Source organism: Lysinibacillus fusiformis (assembly GCF_016925635.1).
Lineage (GTDB): Bacteria > Bacillota > Bacilli > Bacillales_A > Planococcaceae > Lysinibacillus > Lysinibacillus fusiformis_F.
This window is the reverse complement of record NZ_CP070490.1, coordinates 594,734-609,611: the sequence shown is the minus strand read 5'-3', so window position 1 is coordinate 609,611 and position 14,878 is coordinate 594,734. Positions and strand designations below refer to the sequence as shown.

15 protein-coding genes are annotated in these 14,878 nt (G+C 39.3%); 7 read left to right on the top strand and 8 right to left on the bottom strand.

Annotated features, from left to right (window positions below; genetic code table 11):
• The first annotated feature begins 155 nt into the window (after positions 1-155).
• The 4 genes from JTI58_RS02920 to menB all read left to right on the top strand — a co-directional run bounded on the left by JTI58_RS02920 (position 156) and on the right by menB (position 4,938).
• A complete protein-coding gene (locus JTI58_RS02920) occupies positions 156-1,541 on the top strand; it encodes an isochorismate synthase (RefSeq protein ID WP_205445145.1) in 1,386 nt (461 codons plus the stop codon).
• Positions 1,534-3,249, top strand: a complete 1,716-nt coding sequence (menD, locus tag JTI58_RS02915; RefSeq protein ID WP_205445144.1) for a 2-succinyl-5-enolpyruvyl-6-hydroxy-3-cyclohexene-1-carboxylic-acid synthase — start codon at positions 1,534-1,536, stop codon at positions 3,247-3,249. The genes JTI58_RS02920 and menD overlap by 8 nt, the downstream gene beginning before the upstream one ends.
• Positions 3,246-4,055 (top strand): 2-succinyl-6-hydroxy-2,4-cyclohexadiene-1-carboxylate synthase, encoded by an 810-nt coding sequence (gene menH, locus JTI58_RS02910; protein WP_205445142.1) that lies wholly within the window; start codon positions 3,246-3,248, stop codon positions 4,053-4,055. The genes menD and menH overlap by 4 nt, the downstream gene beginning before the upstream one ends.
• Positions 4,056-4,119: 64 nt before the next feature.
• Entirely contained in the window at positions 4,120-4,938 is an 819-nt protein-coding gene (gene menB, locus JTI58_RS02905; protein ID WP_205445140.1) for a 1,4-dihydroxy-2-naphthoyl-CoA synthase, read from the top strand.
• A 534-nt stretch (positions 4,939-5,472) separates the two neighbouring features.
• Here the strand turns inward: menB and JTI58_RS02900 are convergent.
• Positions 5,473-6,639, bottom strand: a complete 1,167-nt coding sequence (locus tag JTI58_RS02900) for an IS256 family transposase (RefSeq protein ID WP_066037801.1) — start codon at positions 6,637-6,639, stop codon at positions 5,473-5,475.
• A 368-nt stretch (positions 6,640-7,007) separates the two neighbouring features.
• Here JTI58_RS02900 and JTI58_RS02895 point away from each other — a divergent pair, with 368 nt between their 5' ends.
• Both JTI58_RS02895 and JTI58_RS02890 read left to right on the top strand, forming a co-directional pair.
• A complete protein-coding gene (locus JTI58_RS02895) occupies positions 7,008-8,432 on the top strand; it encodes an o-succinylbenzoate--CoA ligase (protein ID WP_205447062.1) in 1,425 nt (474 codons plus the stop codon).
• A 131-nt stretch (positions 8,433-8,563) separates the two neighbouring features.
• Entirely contained in the window at positions 8,564-9,754 is a 1,191-nt protein-coding gene (locus JTI58_RS02890; protein WP_205445138.1) for a transglutaminase domain-containing protein, read from the top strand.
• Here the strand turns inward: JTI58_RS02890 and JTI58_RS02885 are convergent.
• The 4 genes from JTI58_RS02885 to ytzI form a co-directional block, all read right to left on the bottom strand.
• On the bottom strand, positions 9,740-10,798 hold the full coding sequence (locus tag JTI58_RS02885) for a metal ABC transporter solute-binding protein, Zn/Mn family (protein WP_205445136.1): 1,059 nt from the start codon (positions 10,796-10,798) through the stop codon (positions 9,740-9,742). The two genes, JTI58_RS02890 and JTI58_RS02885, sit on opposite strands and share 15 nt — an antisense overlap.
• Before the next feature lie 109 nt (positions 10,799-10,907).
• On the bottom strand, positions 10,908-11,141 hold the full coding sequence (yidD, locus tag JTI58_RS02880) for a membrane protein insertion efficiency factor YidD (protein WP_205445135.1): 234 nt from the start codon (positions 11,139-11,141) through the stop codon (positions 10,908-10,910).
• Positions 11,138-11,299 carry a hypothetical protein gene (locus tag JTI58_RS02875; RefSeq protein ID WP_205445133.1) on the bottom strand — a complete coding sequence of 54 codons (162 nt, stop codon included), beginning with the start codon at positions 11,297-11,299 and terminating at the stop codon, positions 11,138-11,140. The genes yidD and JTI58_RS02875 overlap by 4 nt, the downstream gene beginning before the upstream one ends.
• Before the next feature lie 30 nt (positions 11,300-11,329).
• On the bottom strand, positions 11,330-11,476 hold the full coding sequence (gene ytzI / locus JTI58_RS02870; protein WP_205445131.1) for a YtzI protein: 147 nt from the start codon (positions 11,474-11,476) through the stop codon (positions 11,330-11,332).
• 137 nt (positions 11,477-11,613) lie between these two features.
• Between ytzI and JTI58_RS02865 the strand changes: the two genes are divergently transcribed.
• Positions 11,614-11,931, top strand: a complete 318-nt coding sequence (locus tag JTI58_RS02865; protein ID WP_016992524.1) for a hypothetical protein — start codon at positions 11,614-11,616, stop codon at positions 11,929-11,931.
• A gap of 46 nt (positions 11,932-11,977) precedes the next feature.
• Here JTI58_RS02865 and JTI58_RS02860 read toward each other — a convergent pair whose 3' ends face one another.
• The 3 genes from JTI58_RS02860 to JTI58_RS02850 are packed head-to-tail and all read right to left on the bottom strand — an operon-like array spanning position 11,978 to position 14,864.
• Positions 11,978-12,649, bottom strand: a complete 672-nt coding sequence (locus tag JTI58_RS02860; RefSeq protein WP_205445130.1) for an AroM family protein — start codon at positions 12,647-12,649, stop codon at positions 11,978-11,980.
• A 5-nt stretch (positions 12,650-12,654) separates the two neighbouring features.
• Positions 12,655-13,797, bottom strand: coding sequence for an amidohydrolase (locus JTI58_RS02855; protein WP_205445128.1), 1,143 nt, complete (start codon positions 13,795-13,797; stop codon positions 12,655-12,657).
• Positions 13,794-14,864, bottom strand: coding sequence for an amidohydrolase family protein (locus JTI58_RS02850; protein WP_205445127.1), 1,071 nt, complete (start codon positions 14,862-14,864; stop codon positions 13,794-13,796). The genes JTI58_RS02855 and JTI58_RS02850 overlap by 4 nt, the downstream gene beginning before the upstream one ends.
• Positions 14,865-14,878 lie beyond the last annotated feature (14 nt).

Sequence of the window (14,878 nt, the reverse complement as noted above, 5' to 3'; positions counted from 1 at the left end):
TAATGAAAAAAAGTGATACAATAGAACATGCATTTATGATCTGAAAATAAAAAAAGAGCGGTTAGCAACAGTACGAATAACTGTGTTGCCAACCAAAATATGATGTGTTTTAACCATCATTCATTATGTACATTGCAACAACGGAGGTAATTTTCATGCAACAGAAGTGGTACCAAGCCACAGAAGTAGAAGTGGACTCTTTGGGCCAAAGCCTTCATTTTTATATGGAAACAATTGAAGTAAGTCGCCTTTCTGCACTGGCGTTCTATGCAGCAGGCGAAGAATGTTATAAAGGTGAACGATTTTATTGGCAAAATAGAGAAAAAACAATGACATTAGTTGGACTAGGACATGCTCATACCATTCAAAACAACGCTAAAGATGACCGCTTTGATGCTGTAGAAGCGGAATGGAAAAAATTAACGAAAAACTGTCTAAAAGGTCAAAGAGAGCTACAACCTATTTTGTTTGGTGGCTTTACATTTGATCCTCAAAATAATGTGGATGGGGAATGGACGGATTTTCCAGAGGCTTATTTTGCATTAGCAACGTTTCAGCTTGTGATACGTGATGATAAAGCATACGTGAGTATTCATCTTTTGACACAAGATCAGCAGGCTGAGGGGCAGTTCGAAGCTCTAAGAAAAGAGCGAGATCATTTAATTCATGCGGCTCAGGTTAAAGAAGTGAAAACGTATACAAAACCTGAAATCACAAGTTATTTTGAGCCATATAAGGAACCTTATCTAGCCTCAATTGATCAAGTGACGGCATTAATTAAGGAGAAAAAGGCAGATAAAGTGGTCATTGCACGCTCGCTTGCTTTGCAATTTAAAGAGCATATATCTGCACCACAAGTGCTTTCCCAAATTATTCATGAGCAACCAGAAAGCTATTTATTCGGCTTAGAGCATAGAAATTTATTGTTTTTTGGAGCATCACCCGAACGTCTTGTGAAAGTAGAAGAGGGTCGTGCATTTTCTTCTTGTATTGCTGGCTCGATTAAACGAGGTAAAACAGCAGAGGAAGATGAGGCTTATGGGCAAAGTTTATTAAATGATCCTAAAAATGGCGGAGAACACCAGTATGTTGTCGATATGATTGCGGATACATTCCGTAAAAATTGCATGGACATGACGGTGCCAGATAGACCACGCTTATTAAAAATACGGGATATTCAACATTTATATACACCTGTAGAAGGTCAGTTAAATCAGGACGCAACAATCCTACAACTGACTAAATCATTACATCCAACACCCGCTTTAGGTGGTGTACCGCGCACAGAAGCAATGGCGGCCATTCGCAAATATGAGCCGATGAATCGAGGGCTGTATGCTGCGCCAATAGGCTGGCTAGATGCAGAGGGTAACGGTGAATTTGCAGTTGCCATACGTTCAGCTGCCTTACTAAGTGATAAAGCTTATTTATATGCGGGCGGTGGGATCGTCGCAGATTCAGAACCACAATCTGAATATGAAGAAACATTAGTCAAATTCCGTCCAATGCTTCGTGCGCTAGGGGGACAATTGCATGAGTGAACGAAAAATACTAACAGATTATGTTTATAAAATGGTCGCATCGCTAGTGCAGGCTGGTGTAGAAAATGTTGTCGTCAGCCCAGGCTCACGTTCAACACCGCTTGCTTATGCGGTTGCTTCCACTAAACAGGTAAAAATGTATCGGCAGGTAGATGAACGCTCAGCTGCGTTCTTTGCGCTAGGGCTGGCTAAGGCAACTGCTAAACCAGTAGTTCTCTTATGTACATCTGGTACTGCGGCAGCAAACTATTTTCCTGCGATTGTGGAGGCAAGCTATGCACGTGTACCATTGATTATCATAACAGCTGATCGCCCACATGAATTACGTGAGGTAGGCGCTCCACAGGCTATCAATCAGCCTAATTTATATGGTTCACATGTGAAATGGAGTGTTGATTTTCCCTTAGCAGATGGTGCTGAACCAACATTGCCTTTTATTGAGCGTCATCTTGCTCGTGCGGTAGCCATTGCAACGAGTGCACCTTTTGGACCAGTACATATCAATGTACCTTTCCGTGAGCCTTTATTAATTGATTTACAGCAGGATCTACCAGCAGTGACGTTTAAGCACAGCAGTATGGGACAATTAACCCCTACGACTACTGATCAGCAGGAACTTTCCTCTATTCTACAATCAACTAAAAGAGGCTTTATGATTATTGGTGAGTTAGCTCTTGGTACAGATTTATCCATTGTTTGGCAATTTATGCGTCAGCTGAAGTGGCCTGTCATTGTGGAAAGTTTATCGAATATGCGTACATCCGTACCAGAGGATTGTTTACCATATATCGTGACAACCTATGATGCCATTATGAAGAGTGATGACTTCAAGGCACTGGTGCAACCAGATACAGTAATCCGAATAGGAGCACAGCCTGTTTCGAAATTTATTATGCAATTTATAACAAAAACACAGCCCAATGCCTATGTGATTATTGATGAAGACCCTATGTTTAGAGATGCTACGGGCGTATCTACGCATTTTATTCATGCGAATATCGATCAGTGGCTGACAGAATTAGCTACCACTGAAACAGCTATTGAGGAAACCTACTTAGCTGAATGGCAAAAAGCGAATCAGCTTGCTACTATGCATATTGAGCAATACTCAGAGGTAGAAAAAGATGAAGGGGCCATAGTCAGTCGTTTACTCAAAATGATTCCTGACGGTAGTGATATTTTCGTTAGCAGTAGTATGCCAGTACGTGATATCGATACATTTTTATTGGCTACACCGAAAGATCTACGTGTTTTTGCCAATCGAGGCACGAACGGAATCGATGGGGTAGTATCAACAGCTATCGGTTTCAGTCAAGGAAATAATCGAGAAAGTTTTTTACTGATTGGTGATCTAGCCTTTTTACATGATGTCAATGGACTGATTGCTTCCAGATATCAGGAATGTAACTTAACGATTATTGTGATGAATAATGATGGTGGAGGTATTTTTTCTTACTTACCACAGTCAACTGTTGAAGATCATTATGAGGATTTATTTGGCACACCAACAGCCCTTGAATTCCGTGATATTGCCCATATGTATGATATGGACTATGTACGTGTGGAATCAATTGACGAGCTTTCCGAGAAATTTTCAACAAATAAGAAACGTTCTTTACGATTGGTTGAAATATTTACAGATAGAACCGAGAATGTGAATGCGCATCGAGGACTTTGGAATCGAATTAATGCGGAGTTAAAAGCATGACAAAATGGATGATTCGGGGGCTTGAAACCCATGTTGACATATGGAATGAAAATGGTGAACACACGCTCGTTGCGTTGCATGGATTTACAGGTAGTACGGCAACATGGCATAGTCTAGCACAAGCTCTTCCTCATGTTCGTGTTATTGCCATTGATTTAATTGGGCATGGTCAAACAGCTATTCCACAGCACGTACAGCGTTTTTCTATGGAGGAGCAATTGCAGGATTTAGAAGAACTATTTTGCCAACTCAATTTAGAGAAATTTACGCTGTTAGGCTATTCGATGGGTGGAAGAATCGCTTTATCCTATGCCATTACGTATCCAGGTCGCATTCATCAGCTCATTTTAGAAAGTGCTTCTCCTGGCTTACGAACAATCGAAGAGCAAAATGAACGTTGTAAGCGAGATGAAGCACTGGCACAAAAAATAATGACAAATGGTATATGGTCATTTGTCAATGCATGGGAAAACATATCGCTTTTTGCTTCACAGCAACGTCTATCTAAAAGTGTAAGAGAAGTCATTCGAGTCGAAAGGCTTTCACAGAAAGAAGAGGGACTCGCAGGAAGCTTGAGAGGTATTGGGACAGGAGTTCAACCTTCAAACTGGGATAGACTGGCGCAACTAGAAATACCTGTCCTGTTAATTACTGGAGCATTGGATGAGAAATTTTGTAAAATTGCACTAGAAATGAAAGCGTTCTTAAATACTGTTAAGCATTTAACAGTAAATGACGCAGGACATGCAATTCATGTGGAAAATCCCGCTGAGTTTGCTACAATAGTAGAGGAGTATTTAACGTAATATAACGATTACGTTAGCGCCTCGCTAGAAACGAGACGAATTTAATGCTATAGGAGGCAATTCAATGACACGTCAATGGACTACACTACATACTTATGAAGACATTAAGTATGAGTTCTATAACGGTATCGCAAAAATTACGATTAACCGTCCAGAAGTGCGTAATGCATTCCGCCCAAAAACGGTTATGGAAATGATTGACGCATTCTCACGTGCACGCGATGATAAAAATATCGGTGTTATTATTCTAACTGGTGAAGGTGAACATGCTTTCTGCTCAGGCGGAGACCAAAAAGTTCGCGGTCACGGTGGCTACGTAGGGGATGATGAAATCCCACGTCTAAACGTTCTTGATTTACAACGTTTAATCCGTGTGATTCCAAAACCTGTAGTGGCAATGGTTGCAGGTTATGCAATTGGTGGAGGACATGTTTTACATGTTGTCTGTGACTTAACAATTGCTGCGGACAATGCTCGCTTTGGACAAACTGGACCAAAAGTAGGTTCATTCGATGCTGGCTATGGCTCAGGCTATCTTGCTCGTATTATTGGTCATAAAAAGGCACGCGAAATTTGGTACCTTTGCCGTCAATACGATGCACAACAAGCACTTGATATGGGCTTAGTCAATACAGTTGTGCCTTATGCGCAATTGGAAGATGAAACAGTTCAATGGTGTGAAGAAATGCTTCAAATGTCACCAACTGCACTACGCTTCTTAAAAGCAGCGATGAATGCAGATACAGACGGTTTAGCAGGTCTTCAACAAATGGCTGGTGACGCTACACTTCTTTACTACACAACTGATGAAGCAAAAGAAGGTCGCGACGCATTCAAAGAAAAACGTCAACCAGATTTCGGTCAATTCCCAAGATTCCCTTGATTAGTAAAGGGTGTAAAGCTCGTATCTTTTTGGAGATACGAGCTTTTTGTATATGAATGAGGAGGATTGGTGGATAGAAAGCTTAAAGTTGCGGATAGAAGCGGCTAAGCAGTGGTTAAAAAGCTAAAAGTAGCGGATAGCATCTGAAGTGTGAAGGATAGAGTGGGGTTGTAATAAGAGTGTTGGATAGAAAGTTAAAAGTGGTGGTTAGAAGCAGCTAAGAGGTGGTTAAAAAGCTCAAAGTAGCGGATAGCATCTGAAATGTGAAGGATAGAGTAGGGTTGTAAGTCAAGTCCTAATTATTGTGTAAAATTCTATACAGAAGTTTTCAACCTAGCGTTTATTCATAGCTCTTGATTGGTGTAGCCAAATTTTGTTTATCCATTTAACAACACTACCATTTTTTTGCCCGTAACTTCCATGGGTTTATATCTCCACAGGCAGTAAAGGCTGTCAAAGGCTCTTTTCACTTTGATAGCCTTTACTGCTTGTGGAATACTCCATGAATGGAAGATACGTTGAAAAATACTTGTTCTATTTGGTTAAACCTTTTTTCTTTGAGTAAATCGTTTCTTGATACTGCATTAAAATAGCACCTACCAATCGAAAGGCAGACTGCGTATTTGGAAAGATTCGTATGACCTTTTCTCTTCTACGCACTTCTTGATTTAATCGTTCAAGTGAATTTGTACTTCGAATATGACAGCGTATATCTGCTGGATAATTCATGTATTGGATGGTATCTTCGAAACCTTCATCTAAGATAGTAAGAGCTTTTTCGTACTTTGGATTATTTCCAAATTGGTCCATTAATTCATCCTTAAACTTTCGAATATCTTCAAGGGTTACGGCTTCAAAAATGCGCTTCATCATCATTCGGATATCGACGGAGTCTTTTTTAGGAAGCTTCTCGATAATATTTCGTTTAAAATGCACATTACATCTTTGCCAAGCAGTGCCGATAAATTCACGCTGTATCGCTTTTTGAAGCCCTTGATGAGCATCTGAAATCACTAGTTGAGGTGATTGAAGTCCACGTGATTTGAGTTGTTTAAAAAAAGAGCTCCAACTATCAAAACTTTCAACATGATCCACACTTAAACCGATAATTTCGCGTTTATTTTCTTCCGTAATGGCCGTAGCGATATAAACAGCTTTTGATACGACACGTTGATGTTCACGTACTTTTATGTACATGGCATCTACAAAAACAAAAGGATAATACATGGTGTTTAATGGACGATTTGCCCATTCGTTCACGATCGGATCCAGTTTCTGTGTGAGTGAAGAAACAAAAGATTTAGAAACGGATTCGCCGCAAAGTTGTTCTACAATATGTGTGACTTTTCGTGTAGAGACGCCATTAATAACCATCTCCAGCATAGAAAGAACAAATGCCTGATCACAACGTGCATACTTGTCAAAAACAGTAGGAGAAAATTCACCATGACGCGTTCTAGGAACTTTTAGTTTTATCTTACCAATACTCATAGTCAGTTCACGTTCATAGTACCCATTACGGTAATCACGACGCTCATTAGAACGTTCATAGGCAGATGCATGAAGGAAGGCATCTCTTTCTTTTTCCATAAATTCATTTAAGACTAAAATAATAGCTGACTTTACAACAGCATCAATAGTGGAATTCATAACGGAATCTTTTAAAAGATCCATGTCTAGGTTAAACTGTAACTGGGTCATTTTTAATCTACCTCTCTTAAAATGTGTTCGTGGTTGAAAACATTCTAACCAAGAGGAGAGAAAATGACCCCTTTTCTTTTTACACAATTATATGGACTTAATCGGGTTGTAATAAGAGTGTTGGATAGAAAGCTAAAAGTAGCGGATAGAAGCAGCTAAGAGGTGGTTAAAAAGCTAAAAGTAGCGGTTAGAAGCAGCTAAGAGGTGGATAAAATGCTCAAAGTAGGGGATAGCACGTAAAATGTGAAGGATAGAGTGACTTGTAATAAGGGTGATAGATAGACACACTAAAGTGGTAGATACCCCGTGGATTAATAGACAAACTAGACAGGAAAGCGTTAAGATGTAGGGTGATTGGAGTGACAAAGATGTATCCTAATTGGATTTTACAACGAGCTTATTTAACACCATTACGCAAGGCACTGACTTTTAAAAAGCGAAGCTGGACTTTTCAAGAATTAAATGATGAATCGTTAAAACGTGCTCGACAATTAGTGGCACTCGGTATTCAACAGGGTGATCGAATTGCTATCATGGGGCCAAGTAAGCCTGAGCTTGTGATCATGATGTATGCCTGCATGCATTTGCAATGTGAGATGGTGATGCTTAATCGCAGACTATCACAGGAAGAGCTGGCTTATCAGCTAGAGGATTCAGAGGCTGTGGCAGTGTTGATTGCAGATGAGGATGTAGAAAAGCTGCCATCTGAAACAGCCTATCATTTATTTTCAGCGATTGAAGAGGGGGCAGAGGGTGCACTAGAGATTGTCAAGGAATGGCCTCTTCATCAAACAACAACGATTATGTATACTTCGGGTACAACGGGCTTTCCAAAAGGAGTTCGCCAAACGGTTGGAAATCATCAGGCTAGTGCGACTGCCTCCGTTTTAAATATTGGGCTGCAGGCTCAGGATGTTTGGTTATGTGCTGTACCTTTATTTCATATTAGTGGATTTTCCATATTAGTGCGGTCGCTGCTATATGGCAATCAAGTCGTTTTATATAATCAATTTGATGTGGAAGCTATCGCGCAAAATATTATGGATGGGGATGTTACCCATATGTCTGTTGTAGCGGTGACCTTGGAACGTATTCTACATACACTAGAGCAATGCAATGCGAAAGCTTCACCTCATTTTAAGCTGATGCTAGCTGGAGGTGGGCCTGTACCCGTGGATTACTTAGCGAGAGCGCATGCGTTAAATTTAGCTGTCGCACAAACATATGGGATGACAGAAACCTCCTCACAAACAGCCACATTGGCAAGTGAAGACGCTATGCGGAAAATTGGTTCTGCTGGAAAGCCTTTATTTTATAATCAAATAAAGATTGCTGAGCCAAATGCTAAAGGCGAAGGGGAAATTTGTATTCGTGGCCCACATGTCACACCTGGCTATATTGGACGTTTTGCACAAAAAAATGCAACGATGGCTGGCTGGCTTCATACTGGCGATATTGGTTATTTAGATGAGGAAGGTTACTTATTTGTCATTGATCGAAGGGCAGATTTAATTATTTCAGGGGGAGAAAATATTTATCCTGCAGAAATAGAAAATGTGCTACTCACACATCCAGCAATCAAAGAAGCGGGTGTATGTGGTATGCCTGATGAGCAATGGGGACAGGTACCTATTGCATTTATCGTGTTAAATGAGCAGGTATCTGTTGAGCAACTACAAGCCTTTTGTATACAGAAACTTGCTAAATATAAAGTACCTAAAGAAATGATTGTCACAGACAGTCTTCCACGCAATGGCGCGGATAAATTGCTGAGACGAAAATTATTACAATAAAAATCTTGAGAAAGAAGTCTTCTTAAAAGGAAGGCTTCTTTTTTATTTGAACTTTTAGCATGAAATTAATCATTTATTAACATAATAAAAAAAGAGAGGCATAAACTATTTAGTAAAGGAGAATGACTCATATGAGGAAATATATATATAATGTTGTCATTATATTATTTGTTCTACAAATGAGTCATGTGCAAGTATTTGCAAACTATGAAAAAGAAGATGTAGCAACAGCTCATACAATTGAAACACTACAATCTCTCATTAATAAAGAAGTTATGCAACTATCGTCCGAATTCTCGATTCGTTATACTGGTGATATAGCCGAGATAAAAGATGAACTAACGGAAATTACTAAAAATGCGATTGAAAACTCTTATATTTATACTAATATTTCAAGTTTCCAATGGAAGTACGAAGGGTATAGCAATAATATTGTCATTGCATTTGCATTTACGTACCATCTATCACAAACGGAGGCGGTATTTGTAGAGCAAACCTTGGCGAATATTATTGCGCCTATGCATGGATTAAGTGACGTAGAAAAACTACAGGCTGCACATGATTTTATTGTCTTATCTGCTGAATACTCCAAGGAAACAGAAGGAAGTCAATATTCTCCTTATACATTATTAACGGAGAATAAGGGCGTCTGCCAGGCATATGCTTTAGTGCTATATCGAATGTTAGAAATGCTGGGCTTTGAGGTACAATATGTACCTGGAAAAGTAGGAGAACAGCTACATGCCTGGGTATTAGTGAAGCTTGATCATGCTTGGTATCATATTGATGTGACATGGGATGACCCTTTGCCTGATCGGAAAGGGGAAGTTCGCTATCAATATTTTTTAGTGTCGGATCGCCAATTAGCACAAGATCATACCTGGGACTATGCAAGCTTCCCTGCTGCAACAAGCGAGAAATATACGGAATTGCAGGAAGAAACGAAAAGACAAAGTTTAGCAATGCCAATACAACATCGTTTCAATCAAAATATGGGATTATCAATTATTGGAGAAAATAGGTTAGCAGTACAACAATTAGTGGAACAGCCGATGAAGCTTGTTACACAAAAAAACAATAAGCAAGACACTTTAGTTCAGTTTGACTTTACTGAATGGGCACCGATGCTAGTAGAAAGTAGTATAACGGCTTATGTTGCAATTCAGGCAAAAGCTAAGCATATGACTAAGCAAAAAACAACAAAGTGGCTAGCGTCTTTTTATCGAGCGGAGAAACGAATGCCACAAGAAAAATACGTCATAATAAAGGAGGTGTCCCATCCATTGCGGGGCACCTCCTTACTCATATTATTGATCGCTTAAAGCTTTTTCTAAAGTTTGAATATTTTTTTGCATTAATGTGAAATAAGTTTCCTCATTTTTTTCATCATCAGCTGTTAATACACTTAAATTATGCAAGACAAGAGATTCTGCACCTACTTCTTTTTGAATAACCTCTGCTAATTTTGAAGAGACGTTTTGTTCAAATAAAATATAGTGAATATGCAATTCATTTGCTTTGTCTACAATCTTTGTTAATTCCTTTTGGGATGGCTCATTTTGTGAATTCAAGCCAGCAATCGGCACTTGAGTTAAGCCGTATTGACCTGCAATATAGCCAAATGCAGCATGTGATACAAAGAATGTTTTATTTTGTGCTTTGTCAGTCATTGCTTTAAAATCTTGATCTAAACCCTGTAACTCTTTTACTAATGCATCATAATTTGTGTTAAAAGTTGCCTCCTGCGCCGGCATTTTTTCAACTAATGTGTTTTTAATAGCCAGTGCTAAATCTTGACTAATTGTAGGAGATAACCAAACATGTGGATCGATATCGCCATGCTCATGCTCGTCATGTCCATGTTCTTCACCTTCATGTTCGTGCTCATGCTCATGCTCTTCCTCTGTGGCACCGTGCCCATGCTCGTCATGTGTGTCTGCTTCATGTTCTTCATCTTCCGCATGCACATGCCCTGTGCTGACAGCTAATTTTTCATCCGAAACTTCATCAGCAGTTGCCACCATTGTAACATCTTCGTTCGCTAATGTTTTTTTAGCGTTTTCTACAAAGCCTTCAAGTCCTAATCCAATATAGAAAAAGATATCAGCATCTGCTAATTTCATCATATCTTTTTGTGTTGGTTCGAAGGTATGTTCATTTGCACCAGCTGGGTAAATAGAAGATACTTCAACATAATCGCCACCAATGCGCTGTGCAAAATAGCTCAACGGATAAACCGTTGTATAAATGCTTAACTTATCTTTTTCCTCAGTCTTTTGGGCTGTGGACGATTTGTCTCCACCTCCACAGGCGGCAGTAAATAAAGCAAGAACTGCGACTAGCAATACTAAATACATTTTTTTCATATAATAAGATACCTCTCTTAAATAGTAATCATTACGATTTGTTTTTTAGAACAGTTATTATGATAACGCACAACTTAAAAAAGTACAAGAAAAAAATGCCCTCCGAAAATTAATTCTTTTTCGAAGGCCATTTTTCAGGCACAGGATCAAAGCCACCAGGATGAAATGGATGGCATTTGGATATACGTGTAATCGTTAAAAGGAAGCCTTTGAATGCACCATGCTTTTGAAAAGCTTCGAGCCCATAAGAAGAACAGGTAGGATGAAAACGACAAGTCGGTGGCGTCATAGGTGAAATGAATTTTCTATAAAACCGAATGAGCCAAATAAAGGGGTATTTCATCGCTGCTCTTCCTTTTGCTGAGCTGTGATTTGTTCAGGCTTTGGATCAATTGTTTGTCTAAAGATATTATTTTTTTTCTTCATAATGATAATAACGGAAACGCCAAACATTAGCATCATCATGGCAATCATAATGATAATTGGTAAAGGTACGCCCATTGCTTTCACTCCAAATTCAAGTAATGATAATTAATTCTCCTCTTGATGATAGCTTTGCTTCGGTTTTTCATCAACAGTATGTTTAAAGGCATAGGCACGGTTGACACTGATAATCGTCGCAAGGGTGATAAAGATAACGATGATAACTGCGACTATTAAGAGCGTAGTTAAACTCATAGTATTCACTCCGTTCTTTATTCATCATACCTATTATAAATTATCTGGTCCTATTAATTGTGAAGGAAGTTTGACATAAAAGCGAATAAAACACCACCTATCACTCCATACTATGGAAAAAGGAGTGAATCGTAAAGATGGATCGTCAGCGCGTATATTTTTCACTTGCCAATAGAACTTATTATACAAATCCATATGCAGGACCATGGAATTTTGAACTGAATGTAGATCGACAAGCATTAGATGTATTTGAGAGGATCTTTCAGCAAATGCAGCTGTTGGAAATTTCGAATGCATGGCGTGCACAGTTACCGTATATACAGTATCACCTAGATAGGGAAAATGATGAAATAGATAAAAGATTAATGAAAATCTATGCACTTGTTCATGAATATGGGGATGATGATACGAAGGCATTCGTTGAGCAGCTTCCTTATTTTAATAAACGTGTATAGCGAATAAGGGAAAAGGTCACTGATTCAGAAGTGACCTTTTCTTCTATTAACAAATGGCTTTTAAAATTGTAAAAACCGCCTCTCGAGGGACGATGATGGGGATAGTGAGTTGATCTTTAATCATGTTTTTCATCGTTGTGGAATAGCCCATGCAATCAAGGATAAGCAAATCCGCTCCTCGATCTTCTAATTGTTGTGCATTTGCCAATAAATGTTGCTGATCAAAGTGGTATGGGGAGCTAGCTGAAAAAGTTACATCGAACTGTGCTTTTTTCCATTTCTCTGCAACTGTTCGTTGTTGCTCTGGTTCGGGACCTATTAAACCAATGGCTAATTCTGTATGTAACCCTTTCACTAAATTCGTCATCATACGATCAGGCAGTAAAAGATTTTTATAGGATAATTTATTCGTAAAATCTCCTGTACACATAAGTAGTATCCAAGTGAATTCATGTAGATCATCAATGCATCTCTGAATATAGGGCATAAGCTTTTGTTTACTGAGCTTTACTTGTTGACCATTGGTAAGAAGTGTCACTAACACATCAGTATCTTCACGAGAAGGAGAAAGGGTAGTAATTTCCTCTAAGGAAAGTGAATCCAGTACACCGAATTCATGAACATGTAAACCTGCTTCTCTTAATTGCTGTATATCCTCTGCCATATCTTTGCGTGGTGCCTGACCAATTGTTACAACGGCAATTTTCGAATGTTGCATTGTGCTCACTCCGCTTCGTAATATTTTTGTCCATTTACATAAGTTTGTAAAACCTTTGCTTCTGTTTCAAAAATAGGATGTGACCAAACAACAAAATCAGCATCTTTGCCTTCCTCAAGACTACCAATGCGATGATCTAGCTGTACGAGTTTAGCTGCGTTGATCGTAATACTTTTGAGGGCTGTGTCTTCATCTAAACCATAACGAATCGCTTCTGTGGCACAATATTTTAAGTATTGAATTGGTACGAATGGATGATCTGTCATGATGGCGAACGGAATATTATGCTCTTTAAAAATGGCTGCAATTGCTGGAGTAGAATGACGCGTTTCATATTTAGATGGTGTTAACATATAAGGGCCAAGCGTTGCATGAAACCCACTATTTTTAACTGCATCGACAATGAGATAGCCTTCTGTACAATGCTCTAAATGAAGCTGCACATTAAATTCTTTGGCAATTCTAATAGCTGTCATAATGTCATCTGCTCTATGACAGTGAAGGCGAAGGGGCATGTCGCCTCGAAGTACCTCAATAAATGGGCGTAACTCTGCATTTTGTTTAATTTGTTCTGCTCGTTGTTGTTCATTGAGTTGACTGGCACGTTGGAAACCATCCCGTAAAAGCTGTGCAATGGCCATGCGAGTCATTGGCTTGCGTTTATACTGATTGCCAAAGACGTTTTTTGGATTTTCCCCTAGGGCGCCCTTTAAACCGCTCCGCTCTACTAAAACACGAGAGGCAAGGGTAGGTCCTGCTGTTTTAAGAATACTCCAAATGCCACCAATGACATTGGCACTACCTGGTCCGGTTTGTACAGTGGTTACGCCACCTTCTAACGCATGTTGAAAGGAAAAGTGTCGGATATCTACACTATCTAAAGCGTGCATAAGAGGTGTAAAGGGTTCGCTATATTCATTGGCATCATTAATGTCTTCAGTAACTTCAGCCCACGTTCCAACATGGGCATGAATATCAATTAACCCTGGTGTGACATAAGCTCCCTGTAGATCAACTAGCTCTGCTTGTGGGGGGATTTCTTTCGCTGGACCAATATAGACAATACGCCCATCTTCGATCCATAACTGCTCACAAGTATCGTTTTGTTCATTGACTGTAAGAAACTTTGCATGATGATAAATAATCATTGTGTAAACCCTTCTTCCCGTGCATAAACTTTTGTTCCTTTAATATAGGTTGCGACAACCTGTGCATCTAAATCTAATGGATGCTTATCCCAAATCACAAAATCAGCAAAAAGACCATCACATATAGCGCCTGTTTTGTGGGCGATACCAAGGAAATTTGCAGCTCCTGTTGTTAGAGCATATAGCACATCCTGACGTGTCATACCTTCTCTTACAGCTAAACAACCTTCTAACGTTAGATGAGAGGTGCTACTAACGGGATGATCTGTACAAAAAACAAATGGAATATTGTGTTTGGACAGCTGGTGATACAGTTTTGGTGATAGCGCCATCATCTCATTATGCTCGATATATCGAAATGTTGGACCAGCAATAATTGTATTGAAGGATGTCTCCTGAAGGAGCGGAACTTCAGTGCCATGGATAATATGAAAATCGAAAATCGAAGCAAATTCTTGTTGAAGGCGGCTAATGAATTCAAGATCAACGGCTTTGTGTGCTCGAATAACGATTTTTTTAATCGACGGTTCTTGCTGCTGAATTTGTTGTAATGTTTCTCTTAAAATTTTGGCGATGCCCATGCGAGTGAGTGGTTTTTTCTTTTCAGCGAAAAATGTACTTTTTGCCTGATGTCCAATAGAGAAGGAATAGGCCACATCTTTTGAAAGGACCATTTCATCAACGGTTGTATGTGTATGATGAATAATAGCCGTTTTTGCACCGATCAAGCTTTTAGGAGAGGGAACAATATGAGAGGCTGTCACCCCATGAGATATGGCTTTTTGAAATGCAGTATCAAATGGATAAATACCATCAACTACAGAATATTGCAGATGTGAATCAAATTCATAGCTATCATCACCCTCCCAACGAATTCCTATTTCGGCTAAACCGATTTGTGAACAGCTATCGATAAAGCCAGGTGTAATATAGTAGCCATCTAAATCCAATTCTGTTTCGGCTAGGCTAGTAGCGGATTCAAAGTATTGCCCTTGTACTTGAAACGATTGTTTAGTAAAGCTACGAGTCTCGGAATTAAAAACAAGTCCATTTATATATCGAGTCATTGGATCAGATCTCT

What these genes read in the sequence shown, in the direction of transcription:
- JTI58_RS02920 (WP_205445145.1), top strand. Translation starts at nt 156, where the DNA reads ATGCAACAGAAGTGGTACCAAGCCACAGAAGTAGAAGTGGACTCTTTG.
- menD (WP_205445144.1), top strand. Translation starts at nt 1,534, where the DNA reads ATGAGTGAACGAAAAATACTAACAGATTATGTTTATAAAATGGTCGCA.
- menH (WP_205445142.1), top strand. Translation starts at nt 3,246, where the DNA reads ATGACAAAATGGATGATTCGGGGGCTTGAAACCCATGTTGACATATGG.
- menB (WP_205445140.1), top strand. Translation starts at nt 4,120, where the DNA reads ATGACACGTCAATGGACTACACTACATACTTATGAAGACATTAAGTAT.
- JTI58_RS02900 (WP_066037801.1), bottom strand. Translation starts at nt 6,639, where the DNA reads ATGACCCAGTTACAGTTTAACCTAGACATGGATCTTTTAAAAGATTCC.
- JTI58_RS02895 (WP_205447062.1), top strand. Translation starts at nt 7,008, where the DNA reads ATGTATCCTAATTGGATTTTACAACGAGCTTATTTAACACCATTACGC.
- JTI58_RS02890 (WP_205445138.1), top strand. Translation starts at nt 8,564, where the DNA reads ATGAGGAAATATATATATAATGTTGTCATTATATTATTTGTTCTACAA.
- JTI58_RS02885 (WP_205445136.1), bottom strand. Translation starts at nt 10,798, where the DNA reads ATGAAAAAAATGTATTTAGTATTGCTAGTCGCAGTTCTTGCTTTATTT.
- yidD (WP_205445135.1), bottom strand. Translation starts at nt 11,141, where the DNA reads ATGAAATACCCCTTTATTTGGCTCATTCGGTTTTATAGAAAATTCATT.
- JTI58_RS02875 (WP_205445133.1), bottom strand. Translation starts at nt 11,299, where the DNA reads ATGGGCGTACCTTTACCAATTATCATTATGATTGCCATGATGATGCTA.
- ytzI (WP_205445131.1), bottom strand. Translation starts at nt 11,476, where the DNA reads ATGAGTTTAACTACGCTCTTAATAGTCGCAGTTATCATCGTTATCTTT.
- JTI58_RS02865 (WP_016992524.1), top strand. Translation starts at nt 11,614, where the DNA reads ATGGATCGTCAGCGCGTATATTTTTCACTTGCCAATAGAACTTATTAT.
- JTI58_RS02860 (WP_205445130.1), bottom strand. Translation starts at nt 12,649, where the DNA reads ATGCAACATTCGAAAATTGCCGTTGTAACAATTGGTCAGGCACCACGC.
- JTI58_RS02855 (WP_205445128.1), bottom strand. Translation starts at nt 13,797, where the DNA reads ATGATTATTTATCATCATGCAAAGTTTCTTACAGTCAATGAACAAAAC.
- JTI58_RS02850 (WP_205445127.1), bottom strand. Translation starts at nt 14,864, where the DNA reads ATGACTCGATATATAAATGGACTTGTTTTTAATTCCGAGACTCGTAGC.